The sequence below is a fragment of the Pengzhenrongella phosphoraccumulans genome (genome assembly GCF_045689905.1).
Lineage (GTDB): Bacteria > Actinomycetota > Actinomycetes > Actinomycetales > Cellulomonadaceae > Pengzhenrongella > Pengzhenrongella phosphoraccumulans.
This window is the reverse complement of record NZ_CP144210.1, coordinates 4,850,721-4,866,228: the sequence shown is the minus strand read 5'-3', so window position 1 is coordinate 4,866,228 and position 15,508 is coordinate 4,850,721. Positions and strand designations below refer to the sequence as shown.

The 15,508-nt window shown below is 69.3% G+C and carries 15 protein-coding genes; 10 read left to right on the top strand and 5 right to left on the bottom strand.

All coding sequences use genetic code 11. The features are described 5' to 3' along the window. Window positions 1-132: 132 nt before the first annotated feature. Complete coding sequence (locus VTA80_RS22605; protein ID WP_407343312.1) at window positions 133-588, top strand: hypothetical protein; 456 nt, start codon at window positions 133-135, stop codon at window positions 586-588. Next, a complete protein-coding gene (locus VTA80_RS22600) occupies window positions 572-1,078 on the top strand; it encodes a hypothetical protein (protein ID WP_407343311.1) in 507 nt (168 codons plus the stop codon). Before VTA80_RS22605 ends, VTA80_RS22600 begins: the two co-directional genes overlap by 17 nt. 75 nt (window positions 1,079-1,153) lie before the next feature. On the opposite strand, the gene VTA80_RS22595 is transcribed toward VTA80_RS22600, so the two are convergent. The 3 genes from VTA80_RS22595 to VTA80_RS22585 all read right to left on the bottom strand — a co-directional run bounded on the left by VTA80_RS22595 (window position 1,154) and on the right by VTA80_RS22585 (window position 5,078). Further along, the gene (locus VTA80_RS22595) at window positions 1,154-2,911 is read right to left on the bottom strand and encodes an FAD-dependent oxidoreductase (protein WP_407343310.1); all 1,758 of its coding nucleotides are present in this window, start codon (window positions 2,909-2,911) and stop codon (window positions 1,154-1,156) included. Between the two features lie 93 nt (window positions 2,912-3,004). Next, window positions 3,005-3,412 carry a rhodanese-like domain-containing protein gene (locus VTA80_RS22590; RefSeq protein WP_407343309.1) on the bottom strand — a complete coding sequence of 136 codons (408 nt, stop codon included), beginning with the start codon at window positions 3,410-3,412 and terminating at the stop codon, window positions 3,005-3,007. A gap of 145 nt (window positions 3,413-3,557) precedes the next feature. Next, window positions 3,558-5,078, bottom strand: coding sequence for an aldehyde dehydrogenase family protein (locus VTA80_RS22585; protein WP_407343308.1), 1,521 nt, complete (start codon window positions 5,076-5,078; stop codon window positions 3,558-3,560). Window positions 5,079-5,383: 305 nt separating this feature from the next. Here VTA80_RS22585 and VTA80_RS22580 point away from each other — a divergent pair, with 305 nt between their 5' ends. The 8 genes from VTA80_RS22580 (at window position 5,384) to VTA80_RS22545 (ending at window position 13,862) form a co-directional block, all read left to right on the top strand. Then, window positions 5,384-5,644, top strand: a complete 261-nt coding sequence (locus VTA80_RS22580; RefSeq protein WP_407343307.1) for a sulfurtransferase TusA family protein — start codon at window positions 5,384-5,386, stop codon at window positions 5,642-5,644. Between the two features lie 7 nt (window positions 5,645-5,651). Then, window positions 5,652-6,080: a hydrogenase iron-sulfur subunit gene (locus VTA80_RS22575; RefSeq protein WP_407343306.1), complete on the top strand. Its 429-nt coding sequence runs from the start codon at window positions 5,652-5,654 to the stop codon at window positions 6,078-6,080. Continuing rightward, window positions 6,077-6,592 (top strand): DsrE/DsrF/DrsH-like family protein, encoded by a 516-nt coding sequence (locus VTA80_RS22570; protein WP_407343305.1) that lies wholly within the window; start codon window positions 6,077-6,079, stop codon window positions 6,590-6,592. The genes VTA80_RS22575 and VTA80_RS22570 overlap by 4 nt, the downstream gene beginning before the upstream one ends. Before the next feature lie 55 nt (window positions 6,593-6,647). Continuing rightward, window positions 6,648-9,380 carry an FAD-dependent oxidoreductase gene (locus VTA80_RS22565; RefSeq protein WP_407343304.1) on the top strand — a complete coding sequence of 911 codons (2,733 nt, stop codon included), beginning with the start codon at window positions 6,648-6,650 and terminating at the stop codon, window positions 9,378-9,380. Continuing rightward, window positions 9,377-11,101, top strand: coding sequence for a CoB--CoM heterodisulfide reductase iron-sulfur subunit A family protein (locus VTA80_RS22560; RefSeq protein ID WP_407343303.1), 1,725 nt, complete (start codon window positions 9,377-9,379; stop codon window positions 11,099-11,101). The genes VTA80_RS22565 and VTA80_RS22560 overlap by 4 nt, the downstream gene beginning before the upstream one ends. Further along, window positions 11,098-11,349, top strand: coding sequence for a hypothetical protein (locus VTA80_RS22555; protein ID WP_407343302.1), 252 nt, complete (start codon window positions 11,098-11,100; stop codon window positions 11,347-11,349). Before VTA80_RS22560 ends, VTA80_RS22555 begins: the two co-directional genes overlap by 4 nt. Next, on the top strand, window positions 11,346-12,512 hold the full coding sequence (locus VTA80_RS22550) for a 4Fe-4S dicluster domain-containing protein (RefSeq protein WP_407343301.1): 1,167 nt from the start codon (window positions 11,346-11,348) through the stop codon (window positions 12,510-12,512). Before VTA80_RS22555 ends, VTA80_RS22550 begins: the two co-directional genes overlap by 4 nt. Before the next feature lie 63 nt (window positions 12,513-12,575). After that, entirely contained in the window at window positions 12,576-13,862 is a 1,287-nt protein-coding gene (locus VTA80_RS22545) for an ATP-binding protein (protein ID WP_407343300.1), read from the top strand. Between the two features lie 19 nt (window positions 13,863-13,881). Here VTA80_RS22545 and VTA80_RS22540 read toward each other — a convergent pair whose 3' ends face one another. Both VTA80_RS22540 and VTA80_RS22535 read right to left on the bottom strand, forming a co-directional pair. Continuing rightward, a complete protein-coding gene (locus tag VTA80_RS22540) occupies window positions 13,882-14,382 on the bottom strand; it encodes a hypothetical protein (protein WP_407343299.1) in 501 nt (166 codons plus the stop codon). Continuing rightward, window positions 14,379-15,389, bottom strand: a complete 1,011-nt coding sequence (locus tag VTA80_RS22535; protein ID WP_407343298.1) for a 4Fe-4S binding protein — start codon at window positions 15,387-15,389, stop codon at window positions 14,379-14,381. The genes VTA80_RS22540 and VTA80_RS22535 overlap by 4 nt, the downstream gene beginning before the upstream one ends. Window positions 15,390-15,508: the final 119 nt, after the last annotated feature.

Sequence of the window (15,508 nt, the reverse complement as noted above, 5' to 3'; positions counted from 1 at the left end):
AACTCGAGTTGATCCGACGAAGGAGCTACCCATGTGCAGTCCCGCTCGGTGTGCGCGTTGCGGCAAGATCACCTGGTCCGGTTGCGGCATGCACGTCGATGCCGTCATGGCCAGCGTCCAGCCGGCGCAGCGGTGCACCTGCCGCTGATCGGCCGGCGCAGCGAGCCGTTGACGTCGCCGGCGCCGCCCGAAACGGCGACCACCGCCCGGCTCACGCTTCTCGCCGTGCTTCGGGTGCGTGAGGGTGCGGCGCTCGACCAGCTCGGCCGCGCAGCCGGCGACCAGTCGTTGTGCGCCCTGTCCCGATCGGGGATGGCAGCGCCCGCGGCCAAGTACCACGAGGGATCCGCAGCCGCACTGGCCGAGGCTCGACGGGCCGTACAACGCGCAGGGGACAGCCCTGACGGCGCGGGAGCCCTCGCAGAAGTTATTCGTGACATCCGCGGCCGCTGGCTGGCGCAGGTTGGTAGCGCGGGTCGAACGGGTCCCGACTGGTCCGGCTACCTCACCGGTGGGCTGGACGCGCTCGAGCAAATCGACCAGCTGCTCGACGACGAGAACGGTGGAGTGCGTGACCTTCCGAACTGACCCCCGTCCCGACGCGGAGGCACCCCTCGCCGCCGTTCCGGCCAGCAACGACCTGGGTGACGGCGACCACTCACCGCCCACGGACTCCACGGTGGCGCGGGTCGACCGGCGATTCGCCCGGGCTCGGGCGGCCTGGCCCGCACGCCGCGTCGTCGTCCTAGGCGTGCTGGCACCGGCCCTTGCCGCCGCGCTGGCGGCAACGCCCGCGCGAGGGCTGACCGATGGGCCACCGGGGTGGCTCGCGCTGGTCGTCCTAATCGCCGTGGCCTGCTCGGCGACGCTGGCGAGCTATGTGCCTCAGCCCGGCGCGGGTTGGCGCCTCGACGTCGGCTGCACCCCCTGTGCTTCGGTCGCCGCGCTGAGTGTGGGCATCGCCGTGTGGGTCCTGCACTCCAACCCACTGGACGTGCCCACCGCCCTCCTCGCCTTGGCGGTGGCGCTGTTCGGCCTGCGGCAGCGGCTGGCGAACCCGAGCACCTGCGCAGTGTGAGCACCGGCGTTGCTGACCGCAGCGGGTGGGCGCGCCGGATGGCACGCCCACCCGCCGAGGTGGTTCCGGTGCTGGTCAGAGGTTTGGGTGAACAGCCCGCAACGTGAGCCAGCCGCCGGACAGGTTGCGGGCGGCGAAGCCCTCGCACAGCAGCACGCGGGTGGCGAGGTAGGAGCGCACGCCGCTCGCGCAGTGGACGCTGATCTCCCGCCCGGCCGCGACGTCGCGCACCTCGGCCAGCCGCTCGCGCAGCTCAAGGTGCGGGATGTTCAGGGCGCCCTCGAGGTGCCCGTCGGCGTACTCGGCCCGCGAGCGCACGTCCAGGACCAGGGTCGTGGCCAGGGCCTTGTCGAGGTCGAGGGCCTGCCACTGCGGCATGGTCCCGTCCAGGACGTTCTGGGCGACGAAGCCGAGCATGTTGACAGCGTCCTTCGCCGAGCCGTACGGCGGGGCGTAGGCGAGTTCGAGCTCGGCGAGGTCGTCGGCGGTCATGCCCGCGCGAATCGCTGTGGCCAGCACATCGATGCGCTTGTCGATCCCGGCCCGGCCCACACCTTGGGCGCCGAGCAGGGTTCCGTCGGGGGCGAAGCTCGCCACCAGGTGCATGGCCTCGGCTCCCGGGAAGTAGCCCGCGTGGTGGCCGGGGTGCAGGTGGACGACCTCGTGCGCGATGCCGGCGCGCGTCAGCGTGGCCTGGTTCGCCCCCGTGGTCGCAGCGGTCAGGTCGAAGACCCGCACGATCGCGGTGCCCAGGACCGGGGCCTGCGGGGTGGTGGGGCGACCGCAGATGGAGTCCGCGGCGCGCCGGCCCTGCCGGTTGGCGGGGCCTGCCAGCGGCACCGGACTTGTTGCGCCGGTGACAGCGTGGGTGACCTCGACCGCGTCGCCGACCGCCCAGATGTGCGGGTCAGAGGTGTGTTGGTCGCCGTCGACGCGGATCGCGCCGGTGGGGCCCAGATCCAGGCCCGCCTCACGCGCCAGAGCGCTCGCCGGACGCACACCAACGTTGACGATGACCAGATCCGCAGCCAAGACGGTCCCGTCGGACAAGGTGACCGCCACCGCGCCGGTCGAACTGGTCTCGCTCGATTCCACCGCGACACCCGTCGGGGCGATCGGAGTGATGGCCTGCGCCGACACTCCCAGGTGCAGGTCGACGCCGTGCGCGGCGAGCTCGTCGGCGAGCAGCGGCGCGAGCTCGGCGTCGATGGGTGGCAGGACATGGTCGGCGAGCTCGATGAGGTGCACCTGCATGCCCCGGGACACCAGTGCCTCAACCGCCTCGAGACCGATGAAGCCCGCGCCCACCACGACGGCAGCCGGTACGGGCGCGTCGGCCAGGTGCCCGGAGAGCAGGCCGTCGAGGCTGCTGCGCAGGGCGTCGACATCGGGAACGGTGCGCAAGGCGTGCACGGCCGGGTGGTCCAGGCCCGTGATCGGGGGCTTGAACGGCACCGCGCCGGGGGCCAGGATCAGCGCGTCGTATGCCAGGCGGTAGTTGCCCTCGGACGTCTGGACGCTCACCTCTTGGGCGGCGCGGTCGATGCCGGTGACCCTGTTCCCGGTGCGCACGTCCAGGTTCAGCGACGCTGCCAAGGAGGCCGGCGTGTGCAGCAGCAAGGCATCGCGCCGGGCGATCTCCCCGGACAGGTGGTACGGCAACCCGCAGTTCGCGAACGAGACATAGTCGCCCTGCTCCAACACGATGATCTCGGCGTGCTCGTCCAGCCGGCGGGCGCGCGCCGCGGCGCTCATGCCACCGGCGACGCCGCCGACGATCACGAGAGTGAGGCGAGCCGCCACGGTCTTGCCGGGAGTGGGGGAGGTAGTCATTTTGGTGCTCCATTCGTCGACGCGACTATACCCCTGGGGGTATAGGTACGCGACCAGGTTCTCGCGACTGGGCGCGGCGCGGGCGAGACGCTGCTAGCTCTTCACTACTGCGCCGCCGCTGGCCTGCCAGTCGGTGATCCCGCCTTGGAGGTCGTAGATGTGGGTGAATCCCAGCTTGACGAGATGGTCGGTGGCTGTGCCGGACCTGTTGCCGCTGCGGCAGTAGACGAAGTACGCCCCGTCCTTTGGCAGGTCTGCGACCTGTTGGTCGAACGAGTTGCCTTCGATGTCGATGTTGATCGCGCCGTCGAGGTGACCGGAGTCGAACTCGGCCGGGGTCCGTACGTCGATCACCGTCAGGTCTGGCTCGGCGAGGACTTTGACCGCTTCTGATGCGCTGACGTCCGTCACCGCATCAGAAGCAGTTGAGCAGCCGGCGAGTCCGCCGACAAAGACGAGGACAGCGAGAGCAAGGGCAATTGCGCGCGGACGGGTCTGCATACCCCCTAGGGTATCAGCCGGACGATTTTGGATCTCGCCTTTCCGGTCGAACTGCCCCTCAGATCAAGGTGCGCCCACCGGTCGGCGGGCCGCACGGGTACCTATTGCTCGGCACCACTTTTGTGTGCGGCCCGTCGGGCGGGGATCAGAACAGGCCCATGGCCTCCTCGTCGTAGCTCACGAGCAGGTTCTTGGTCTGGCTGTAGTGCTCGAGCATCATCTTGTGGTTCTCTCGGCCGATGCCGGACACCTTGTAGCCGCCGAAGGGTGCGCCGGCGGGGTACTGGTGGTAGCAGTTCGTCCACACGCGCCCGGCCTTGATGGCGCGGCCCATCCGGTATGCGAGGTTGCCGTTGCGGGTCCAGACCCCGGCCCCGAGGCCGTACTGAGTGTCATTGGCGATGCGGAGCGCGTCCGCCTCATCGGTGAAGGTGGTCAGGGCCAGGACAGGGCCGAAGATCTCCTCCTGGAACACCCGCATCGAGTTCTCGCCCTTGAGGATCGTCGGCTGGTAGAAGTAGCCGCCCTCGAACGACTCGACCGTGGCGGGCGCCCCGCCGGTGAGGACCTCGCAGCCCTCCTTGCGGCCGATGTCCACGTAGCCGGAGATCTTTTCCAGCTGGGTCGCCGAGACCTGCGGTCCGACCATTGTGGCGGTGTCCAGGGGGTTGCCCTGCGTGATCTGCGCCATCCGGGCCAGGACCCGCGCGATGAACGCGTCGGCGATGTCCGCCTGCACCAGCGCGCGGGAGGGAGCGGTGCATACCTCGCCCTTGTTGAAGGCGAACAGCGCGAGACCCTCGACCGCCTTGTTGAAGAAGGCGTCGTCGTGATCCATGATGTCGGCGAAGAAGATGTTCGGGCTCTTGCCGCCGAGCTCCAGGGTCACCGGGATGATGTTCTCGGCGGCGTACTGCATCATCAGTCTGCCGGTCGTCGTCTCGCCCGTGAAACCGATCTTCGCGATACGCGGGCTCGTCGCCAGGGCCTTGCCCATGGTGGCTCCGGGGCCGGTGAGCACGTTGATCACACCGGCGGGAACGGCGTCGCCGATGATCTCCATGAGCTTGAGGATCGACCACGGCGTGGGCGAGGCGGGCTTGACGATCGTGCAGTTGCCCGCGGCCAGAGCCGGGGCGATCTTCCACGCGGCCATGAGTAGCGGGAAGTTGAACGGGATGATCTGGGCGACCACGCCGAGCGGCTCGTGGAACTGGTAGGAGACCGTCTTGGCATCGATCTGGGTGTTGGTGCCCTCCATCATCCGGGCCGCGGCGGCGAAGTAGCGGAAGTGGTCGGCGGCCAGCGGGATGTCGGCGGCGAGGGTCTCGCGCACCGGCTTGCCGTTCTCCCAGGTCTCGGCCACGGCGAGCTCTTGGACGTGGGCGTCGATCAGGTCGGCGATCTTGTTCAGGACCGCGGCGCGTTCGGTGGGAGTCGTCTGACCCCACGTCTCGAACGCCAGGTGGGCGGCATCGAGGGCGTCCTCGACGTCGTCGGCGTCCGAGCGGGCGACCTCGCAGAACGCCTTGCCGGTCGCCGGGGCGATGTTGTCCATGTACTGCCCAGCGCGGGGGGCGACCCACTTGCCGCCGATGAAGTTCTCGTACCGGGGTAGGACATCCACGATGCTGTCGGGGGTTCCGGGGGCGGCGTAAACGGTCATCTTCGACCTTCCATGGACGCGCGTCGGTCACTCCGCACGCGTACGCGGGCGGGCCCAGACCGGCGTCACTTCTGGATGAACCAGTTGTTCGACCATACCCCCAGGGGTAGGGCGTCTCATACCCAGGGGGGTAAACCTACACATACCCCGGGGGGTAGGACGTAGGGCCCTTACCTGCGACTCCGGCGAGGTGGAACCTGAGTTTGCAGACGCCCGCGGCGGTCCACTGTCGGATCGCGGCAAGAGGTCCGCGTAGACCCACATTGTGGTGCGTCGCGACGTGCCCTTCCGAGGAGGAATAACCCATGACGGTAGCCATCGAGGAACTCAAGGTACTGACGGCCGCGCAGGTGGTCGACGCGCGGGCCACGTCGTGCCCTGGGCCGATTCTGGCCGCCAAGAAGGCGATCGGCGGGATCCCTGTTGGCGGGGTCATGGAGGTGCTCGCCACCGACACCGGGACGCTCAAAGACATTCCGGCCTGGTCGAAAAAGATGGGTCACGAGTACCTCGGGTCGTTCGACGACGCCGGCTACCTGCACCTGTTCCTGCGGAAGATGAAGTGAGCTGAGCGTGTCCTGTCTGGTCGAGACCGGGTTCATGCCGAGGATCCTCGTCTTCTCGACGAACAACATCTCCGATCCCGGCATCGACCTGGCCGGGAGCAGGCATCTGCACTACTCGGCCGCAGTCTCCACAATGAGCGTTCCGTGCAGCAGCGGGCTCAAACCGGAGTGGATCCTGCACGCGTTCGAGCGGGGGATCGACGGGGTGTTCATCGCCTCCGACGGGGAGGAGTGCGCCCTGTTGCCTGACTGCGCCCAGCGGACCTCCTCGATCCTGACCCGCGCGCAGGTCCTGATGAAGGACAAGGGGTTCGCGCCCCAACGGCTGAAGATGGCGGCGATCTGCTCGGTGTGCGCCGAGCCGTTCGTCAACTACATGCGGGAGTTCTCCCAGATGCTGACGGATCTCGGTCCCGTCTCCACACCCGCGCCATGACCGACGAAACACCAGACGGGGAAGTCGACACGGTGGCCACGACCAACAAGACGATCATTGTTTTCAGCGGGGAGTTCGACAAGGTGGTGGCGGCCTTCATCATCGCCAACGGCGCGGCGGCGATGGACGACGACGTCACGATGTTCTTCACGTTCTGGGGACTGAACGCGCTGCGTCGCCCGCAGAAGGTCGCGACCACCGGCAAGACCCCGCTGCAGAAGGCGTTCTCGATGATGATGCCCCGCGGACCGGGGCGCCTGACCCTGTCGCACATGAACTTCGCCGGCGCCGGTCCAAAGATGATGAAGCGCGTCATGCGGCAGCAGAAGGTCATGCCCCTCGAAGACCTCATCGCCTCGGCGCGGGAGCAGGGCGTGAAGATGGTCGCCTGCACCATGTCGATGGACGTGATGGGGCTGCGGGCCGAGGAGCTCATCGACGGCCTCGAGTACGCCGGGGTCGCGAGCTACCTCACCGACGCGGACGAGGCGACCGTCAACCTGTTCATCTAGGCACTCGCCGGGCCTGCGGGTCGGCGTCGCGGACCAACCAAGAGTGGAGCCACAGATGGACTACGACGTCCTGGTGATAGGTAGCGGGATCGGCGGGATGGAATCGTCGATCAAGTTGGGCGACATGGGCTACAAGGTCCTGCTGGTCGAGAAGGAGGCCAGCGTCGGCGGCCGGATGATCCTGCTCAGCAAGGTCTTCCCGACCCTCGACTGCGCCAGCTGCATCTCCGGACCCAAGATGTCGTCGACGATCAACCACCCGAACATCACCACCAAGACCTACTCCGAGGTCATGGGGGTTCACCGCGACGCCGACGGTGGGTTCCGCGCGACTCTGAACGAGAAGTCCACCTTCGTCGACTGGGCCGCCTGCACCGGATGCAGCGACTGCCAGGACGCGTGCACCGTCGCAGTGCCCGACGAGTTCAACGCCGGACTGGTCGCGCGCCGGGCCGCGTACATCGCGTTCCCGCAGGCGGTGCCGAAGAAAGCCGTCATCCAGCGCGCGGGCACCTCGCCGTGCATCGACGGCTGCCCGGCCGGGATCAAGGCCCACGGCTACGTCTCCCTGATCCGCAGCGGGAAGTACGAGGAAGCCTTCCAGCTGGTCCTGGACGCCACACCGCTGGTCGGCACGCTCGGTCGCGCCTGCTACGCACCATGCGAGTCCGAGTGCACGCGCGGTGACCTCGAGGCGTCCATCCCGATCCGCCGGCTCAAGCGGTTCGTCGCGGACCGCCACTACGCCGAGATGGACGGCCCCGGCATCGAACGCCCCGAGCCGAACGGCAAGCGCGTCGCGGTCGTCGGCTCCGGCCCGGCCGGGCTGACCGCCGCCTGGCAGCTCGCGCGGCTCGGCTACGGGGTGCGGATCCTGGAGGCCGAGGCCCAGGCCGGCGGGTTCCTGCGGCACGCGCTGCCCGCCTACCGCCTTCCACCGGAGGTCGTTGAGCAGGACATCGCCAACGTGACGGCGCTCGGCGTCGAGATCGTCACCTCCTCCTCCGTCGGGGACCTCGAGGCACTCAAGGCCCAGGGGTACGACGCCGTCCTGCTCGCGACCGGCACGCCCCGAGCGAGCCTGTTGGGTGTGCCGGGGGAGGATGCCAACGGTGTCCTGGCAGGTCTGGCGTTCCTGCGCCAGGTCCGCCTCGACCAGGCACCCGACCTGGCCGGCAAGCGCGTCGTCGTCGTCGGTGGCGGGAACGTCGCGATGGACACCGCGCGGACCGCCCGCCGGCTCGGCGCCCTCGAGGTCCGCGTCGCCTACCGGCGCGGACGCGAGGAGATGCCCGCCCACGTCGCCGAGGTCGACGACGCCGCCGCCGAGGGCGTCACGTTCGAGTTCCTGGTCGCGCCGGTGGCCGTCGTGAGCGAGCCCGACGGCGCCGTCACCGGGCTGCGCTGCCAGAAGATGCAGCTCGGCGCGGCCGACGCATCCGGTCGCCGCAGCCCGGAGCCCATCCCCGGCAGCGAGTTCGTGATCCCCTGCGACGTGGTCCTCCCCGCGATCGGGATGGCCCCAGACCCCACACCGTTCGAGCACCTCACCCCGGTCGCCCGCGGGGGACGGATCGAGGTCGACCCGACCACGTTGCAGACCGAGCTCCCGTACCTGTTCGCCGCGGGCGACGTCACCACCGGGGCGACCGACATCACCCGGGCGGTGGGCGCCGGCCGCCGCGCTGCGTACATGATCGACAACTGGGTGCAGGGCCGCGCGCTGACCACCTTCCCCGCCCTGGACGACCTGATCGACGTCGTGGACAAGGCCGAGGTGCTCGCTCGCGAGAAGAACCACACCCGGCGTGAGCCGCTCGTCGCGGACACCGCGTTCAGCGCCGCCCCGGACGACTTCGACGAGCTCGAACCGCCGCTGACGGAGACCGAGGCGCTGGTCGGCTCCGGCGGCTGCCTGGACTGCGGCATCTGCTCGGAGTGCCAGGAGTGCGTCACCGCTTGCCCGGCTGACGCGATCCAGTTCGGCAAGCGCGACGTGACCTCCCAGGTGAGCGTGGGCGCCGTCGTCGTGTCCACCGGTTACAAGCTCTTCGCGGCCGACCTCAAACCCGAGTACGGCTACGGCACCTATGCCAACGTCATCACCGGGATGCAGATGGACCGCCTGCTTGCCCCGACGCGTCCGTTCAACACCGTGCTGCGGCCCGGCGACGGCAAGGTGCCCGAGCGCATCGCGTATGTCTCGTGTACCGGGTCCCGCGACAAGACGTCGGGCAACCCGCTGTGCTCGAAGGTGTGCTGCATGTACTCGATCAAGCAGAACCAGCTCATCATGGGCGCGCTCCCGCTGGCCGACGTGACCATGCACTACATGGACATCCGCGCCGCCGGCAAGCGCTACAACGAGTTCTACGAGCAGGCCAAGGACATGGGCGCGGTCTACATCAAGGGGCGCGTGGCCAAGATCACCGAGAAGGACGACGGCGACCTCATCGTGCGCTACGAGGATGTCGAGAACGGCGGCAAGATCGTCGAGGCCGAGTACGACCTTGTGGTGCTCGCTGTCGGCATCCAGCCCAACCGCGAGGTGGAGAAGCTGTTCACCGGCGAGCGCCTGGGCCTGGACGAGTACTTCTACGTGGCCGAGCCCGACGACGAGCTCCAACCGGGGCGCACCGACATCCCGGGGGTGTTCGTGGCTGGCACCGCCGCAGGCGTCAAGGACATCGTCGACTCGATCCTGCACGCCGGGGCCGCGGTCGCGCAGGTCGCGGCACACCTCGAGCACGCCAAGCAATCCCAGCACACGGCCGAGGTGCTGGCATGAGCGAGCAGCGGCGTATCGGCGTCTACATCTGTCACTGCGGCGGGAACATCTCCGACTACGTCGACGTGGCCAAGGTGCGCGACGCACTCAAGGACGACCCCGACGTGGTCGTGGCCGAGACCACGATGTTCGCGTGCGCCGACGGCACCCAGCACGAGATGATCCGGGATATCCAGGAGAAGAACCTCGACGGGCTGGTCGTGGCGTCCTGCTCGCCCAAGCTGCACCAGATCACCTTCCGCGGCGTGGCCAAGCGGGCCGACCTCAACCCCTACGCCTACACCCAGGTGAACGTGCGCGAGCAGGCCTCGTGGGCGCACACCGATGACAAGACAGGCGCGACCGAGAAGGCCATCGGCCTGGTCAAGGCGGGGATCGCTAAGACCAGGCTGTCGACCCCGCTCGAGCCGCTCGTCGTCAAGACGCTCCCGCGCACGATGGTGATCGGCGGCGGGGTCGCCGGCCTGCGGGCGGCGATCGGGCTGGCCGACATCGGACTCGCCGTCGTCGTCGTCGAGCGGGCGCCGCAGGTCGGTGGCTGGGTCGCCGAGCTGGGCCCGATGTTCCCCAGCGACCGCAGCGGGCGGGACCAGATCGACTTCCTCGTCGCCGAGATCGCCCAGCGGCCGTCGATCACCGTCCTGACCGACGCCGAGCTGGTGAGCAAGTCGGGCAGCTTCGGCAACTACGTCGCGGAGGTCCGCGTCCACGGACGCGACGACCTGGTCACGACCGAGGTCGGGACCATCGTGGTCGCGACAGGCTTCGACACGTACGCACCCGAGATCGGTGAGTTCGGGTACGGCATCGACGGCGTCCTGACGCTGCCGGAGTTCACGGCGCTGGTCGACGGCTCCACGGGTGCCCTGACCCACCGGGGCAAGCCGGTCCGCACGATCGCCTACATCTACTGCGTCGGCAACCGGCAGGCGGGCGGCAACGAGTACTGCTCGAAGTTCTGCTGCGCGGCCACGGTGCACGCTTCCGTCAAGATCTCGAAGCGCGATGCCGGCATCCGTCAGTACCACCTGCACCGCGACATCCGGACGTACGGCAAGTACGAGCTGATGTACACGGAGTCCCGCGAGCGGGGGTCGGTGTATCTGCGGTTCCCGGACGAGAGCCCACCGTCGGTGGCGACGATGCCCGACGGGCGCCTGGCCGTGACCGTCACCGATGCGCTCACCGGCAACGCCGAGCTCACGATCCCGGCGGACCTGGTGGTGCTCGTGACCGGCATGGTTCCGCGCGAGAACGCGGACCTCACGAGCGTGCTGAAGCTGCCGGTCGGCGGGGACGGGTTCTTCAACGAGATCCACCCCAAGCTGCGCCCGGTCGAGACCGTGGTGGCCGGCGTCATGATCGCCGGCGCGTGCCAGGGGCCGAAGACCGCGTCGGAGGCGGTCGCCTCGGGTCTGGCAGCGGTCACACAGAGCGCGGGGATCCTGCTCAAGGGCTTCGCCGAGCTCGATCCGCTGGTGGCCACCGTGGACAACGCGGCCTGCACCGGCTGCAACGTCTGCCAGCCGAGCTGCCCCTACGACGCGATCTCCACGATCCAGTGCGACGGGCGCGACGTCGCCCACATCAGTGCCTCCGTGTGCAAGGGCTGCGGCGGGTGCGTCCCGGTCTGCCCGGCCGGCGCGATCGACCTCCTCGGCTACACCGACGCCCAGATGCTGGCCGCGATCGACAGCCTCGGAAGGGAACCAGTCGCATGAGCACCACGCTGCGAGACCCGAGGGAGATCATCCGCGAGGAACCGTCGATGCACCGCCCCATCCTGTCGGCACTGAACGCCGGACCGCTGACGATCCCCGAGATCGCCGAGCGGATCGGTCACCCCAGCGAGGAGGTCGTGTTCTGGGTGATGGGGATGCGCCGCTACGGCCACGTCATCGAGGTCCCAGACCCCACCGATGAGGGCTACTTCCGCTACGCCAGCGTCCGCCAGGAGGCGACCTCGTGACCTCGCTCGTCGACACCGATCTGCTGTCCGACATCCAGAAATTCGGGGGGGCCGACGTCTCGGCGTGCTTCAGCTGCGGCACCTGCACGGCGATCTGCCCGCTGTCCGACAACGACGCCACCTTCCCTCGCAGCATGATCCGGTACGCGCAGGTGGGGATGCGGACCGAGCTGCTGTCGAGCAAGGAGCTGTGGACCTGCTACCACTGCGGGCTGTGCTCCGACAGCTGCCCGACCGAGGCTGATCCCGGTGAGTTCATGGCCTCCGCCCGGCGATACGCCATCGCGAGCTACGACCCGACCGGGCTCGCCCGGATCCTGTACACCCGACCGGTCATCGGCTCGCTCATCGCCGTCGCCGTCGCTGCCTTCTTCGCCCTGTTCATGTACGCCGCCCACGGCCCGCAGGACACCGCGTCGCTCGCCCTGTTCACCTTCGTCCCCGAGGGCGTCATCCACTGGACCGGCATCGCGGTGATGGTCGCCATGGTGCTGGCCGCAGTGATCGGGATCGTCACCATGGCCCGCGGGGTCGCGCGCCATGAAGGCGTCAGCCTCACAGCGATGTTCGGCGGCCGGGCAGCTTGGGGCACGACGGCGGCTGCGCTCTGGTCGGCGCTCGGGATCGAGTCCGTCGGTCAGCGCAGGTACCGCGACGACTGCAAGGACGACAGCCCCGCCGAACCGCTCTACCGCCGGCGCTGGTTGATCCACGCCCTGTCGATCTGGGGATTCCTCGGGCTGCTCGTCGCGACCGGCCTCGACTGGGGCCTGGCCCTGATCGGGGTCAAGGAGACCGGGACGCCCATCCCGCTGTGGTACCCCTCCCGTCTGATCGGGACCGTCGCAGGGCTGTCGTTGCTGTACGGCGTGAGCATGTTCATGATCAACCGGGTGCGCAAGGTCAACCGGGCCGCGCAGCACTCCACCGCGTCGGACTGGCTCCTCCTCGTGCTCCTCTGGATCACCGGCGCGACCGGGTTCTTCATCGAGGTCGCGCTCTACCTCCCCGACGCCCCCGCCTGGGGCTACTGGATCTTCCTGTTCCATGTCGCGGTTGCCATGGAGCTGATGCTCTTCCTGCCGTTCACCAAGTTCGCCCATGCGATGTACCGCCCGGTCGCGCTCTTCTTCTACGCCCTGGCGGCCGAGAAGTCGACATGATGGAAACGCGGCGTCGAGGCCGCGCGGTGGTGGGTCAACCACCTGGAGGATCGGGGGAAGCGGATGCCGGGATGGCGGCTCAGGGAGTTTCACGGCGACGACCTCGACGGGATCCTGCACCTCTGGGGGACCGTGACCGCAGCCGGCGTCGAACCGGTCTACGGGCTGGCCGAGGTGCTCGCCTCATGCCAGAAGGACCACGCCGTCGTGGCCGTCCACGGAGACGAGGTCGTCGGGGCCGCAGTCGGCCGCGCGGCGCACGCCCAGGGCTGGATCGTGTTCTGCGCGACAGCGGACGGCTGGCACGGGCGGGGGATCGGCGCGGGGATGCTCGCGGCCCTGGAGAAGCGGATGACCCCGCACGGACTGACCAAGCTGTCGGCCCTGATGCCAGACTCCCAGACCCGGGTAGACGCATTCGAGGCCCAGGGGTTCGAGATCAAGAGCCGCCTGCGCTATTTCGAGCGGCGCATCCCCGTGCAGCGCGAGGAACTCGGCGCGCTCAGCGAGCTCGGCGGCCGGGTGCTGCCGCGCGGCCTGTGGAACGCCGTCGGCGGGATGGAGCACGAGAAGGAGCTCCTCGAGCGTCGCCTCGTGCTGCCACTGGCGCAGCCCGAACTTGCCGAGGAGTACGGGATCGTCCCGCCTCGGGCGGTCATGCTGTTCGGTCCGCCCGGGACCGGCAAGACGACCTTCGCCAAGGCGATCGCCTCGCGCCTGGAGTGGTCGTTCGTCGAGGTCTTCCCGTCCCGGCTCGCCGGTGACCCCCTCGGCCTGGCCGGCGCGCTGCGGGCGACGTTCGAGAAGATCGCCGAACTCGAGCACGCCGTGGTGTTCATCGACGAGGTCGAGGAGATCGCCGCCCGGCGCGGGGGAGAGCCGCCGTCGTCCATGCAAGGGGTGACGAACGAGCTGCTCAAGATCATCCCGGTGTTCCGGGAGCAGCCCGACCGCCTCCTGGTCTGCGCGACGAACTTCATCCGGGCGCTGGACCCGGCATTCCTGCGGCATGGGCGCTTTGACTACGTCATCCCGATCGGCCTGCCCGACGACGCCGCGCGCCGAGCCATCTGGGCCCGGTACGTGCCCGCGTCGGTGGCCGGGCAGCTCGATCTCGACCAGCTGGTCACGGCGAGTGACGGCTTCTCGCCCGCGGACATCGAGTACGCCGCACGCCGGGCCTCGCAGAACGCGCTTGAGAAGTCCCTCGACGTCCCGCCGGACGCCGATCGCCCGAACGGACCGTGCACCGACGACTACGTCCAGGCGATCGGCGCCACCAAAGCGACCGTCTCGGCCGACGTGGCAGCCGCGTTCCTCGAAGACATCGCCTCGCTCGCGCGACTGTGACGCGAGGGCAGCGGCTGAGTCACCCGGCCACGGGTTCGGCCAGCCAGGTGCGAAGCGCCGGGATGTCCATCCCGCTGCCGCCCTCCACGAGCGTCTTGAGCTGGGTCGACGTGGGCAGGTCGGGCTCTGCACCGAACTGCGTGAAGACCTGAGCCGCAGTCACCCCGAACGCATCGACTACCTGCTGCACCGTCATCGATCCTTTGATGTCGGCCGCCGCTATCGGCGCCGCAGGCGCGGTGCCATCTCCTCCGCCGCCTTCCTGCCCGCCGCCTTCCTGCCCGCCGGCGGCCTGCGCCGTCGCCGTGGTGCCCGCCATCGCCCACCACCCGGTGCTCATGAACCCGGTGACGACCAGCGCGGGCAGCAGGAGAAGTGCGATGACGTACGGCACGACCGGGAGGGTGCGCGTGCGCAGTCGGGTGTGCGTGGCGATCGCACGCTGGACCCGAGGGAGCGCGAGCTCGGGCGCGGGCGCCGTTGCGGGTTTCGGTCGGCGAAAGCGGCGCGGGAGGCTCATCGCCCGGCCCCGAGCCCCACGGTCACCGGCTGGTCAACGGCGTGTTCCACGCGGTGGGTTCGGAAGGTGGGCAGCGCCATGGTCACGGTTAGGGCGTTCTGGCTCGGGCAAGCAGCCACGCACTCCAGGCAACTCAGACACGCGGAGTCGGTGACGCGGGTGCGGGTGTTCACCGGGATCGCCACCGGGCAGGCCCGGTTGCACAGGTCGCAGCCCAGGCATGCCGCCGCGTCGCGTTGCACGGCGATCGGGCTGAGCTGACCGACCAGTGACTGCACCGCCCCGAGCGGGCACGCGTAGCGGCAGAACGGCCGCTCGACGAACAGGGCGAGCACCCCGGTGGCAAGCAGCACGACGAACGCGAGACTGAACTCGAACTCGGCCACCAGGAGCAGTGCGATCCACGGATCGGCTTCCCGGAACACCATCGTCCCGGTCACCGCGGCGCCGATGAGCGCCCACGCCAGCACCACCCAGCGGCCCCAGCGCAAGACGCGATCGAGGCGGTGCCAGCCCGCCACGCTGGCACCGCGCTCCAGACGGCGACGCAGACGTCGCAGCGGCGGGACCCGATCGGTCACGGCGCGACCGGCGCCGTGAATGAGTCCCTGCAACGTGCCCAGCGGGCACAGCCACCCGCAGAACGATCCCCGGCCCAGAACCGCCAGCACAACCACCGCGGCGGCCAGTGCCAGGTTCGCCGTGTGCACGTGGGCGACGGTGCGCCCGGTGGTCACCCAGGTCCACGCGGTCTCGAACCCGCCGAACGGGCACAATGCCTCCGCGGACGGCGCCCCGGTCAGCACATGCGACAAGGCTTGCCACGCCACCGCGGCCAGCACCGCACCCTGGACGGCCCACCGGGCCCACCGGGCCCGGTGGGCCCAGGACGGAGCACGCGGCGGCACGCGGACGCGCTCGCCTCCGGCAGGAGAAGGGTCGACTGCTCGTTCGCCCACCACGGTCATGTACTTCTTCTCTCCAGACGTGGCGAGCCCGATGCTCAACCGCAACTTGCTGACGAGGTCAGGTTGGTGGTCGCGGCCGCAGGACCGATGGACCTGCCATGGAGAACGTGTGGAGAGCGAACCGAACGGGACGATCGCGCACGACCGGCGCGGTACGA

What these genes read in the sequence shown, in the direction of transcription:
- VTA80_RS22595 (WP_407343310.1), bottom strand. Translation starts at nt 2,911, where the DNA reads ATGACTACCTCCCCCACTCCCGGCAAGACCGTGGCGGCTCGCCTCACT.
- VTA80_RS22590 (WP_407343309.1), bottom strand. Translation starts at nt 3,412, where the DNA reads ATGCAGACCCGTCCGCGCGCAATTGCCCTTGCTCTCGCTGTCCTCGTC.
- VTA80_RS22585 (WP_407343308.1), bottom strand. Translation starts at nt 5,078, where the DNA reads ATGACCGTTTACGCCGCCCCCGGAACCCCCGACAGCATCGTGGATGTC.
- VTA80_RS22580 (WP_407343307.1), top strand. Translation starts at nt 5,384, where the DNA reads ATGACGGTAGCCATCGAGGAACTCAAGGTACTGACGGCCGCGCAGGTG.
- VTA80_RS22570 (WP_407343305.1), top strand. Translation starts at nt 6,077, where the DNA reads ATGACCGACGAAACACCAGACGGGGAAGTCGACACGGTGGCCACGACC.
- VTA80_RS22565 (WP_407343304.1), top strand. Translation starts at nt 6,648, where the DNA reads ATGGACTACGACGTCCTGGTGATAGGTAGCGGGATCGGCGGGATGGAA.
- VTA80_RS22560 (WP_407343303.1), top strand. Translation starts at nt 9,377, where the DNA reads ATGAGCGAGCAGCGGCGTATCGGCGTCTACATCTGTCACTGCGGCGGG.
- VTA80_RS22555 (WP_407343302.1), top strand. Translation starts at nt 11,098, where the DNA reads ATGAGCACCACGCTGCGAGACCCGAGGGAGATCATCCGCGAGGAACCG.
- VTA80_RS22545 (WP_407343300.1), top strand. Translation starts at nt 12,576, where the DNA reads ATGCCGGGATGGCGGCTCAGGGAGTTTCACGGCGACGACCTCGACGGG.
- VTA80_RS22540 (WP_407343299.1), bottom strand. Translation starts at nt 14,382, where the DNA reads ATGAGCCTCCCGCGCCGCTTTCGCCGACCGAAACCCGCAACGGCGCCC.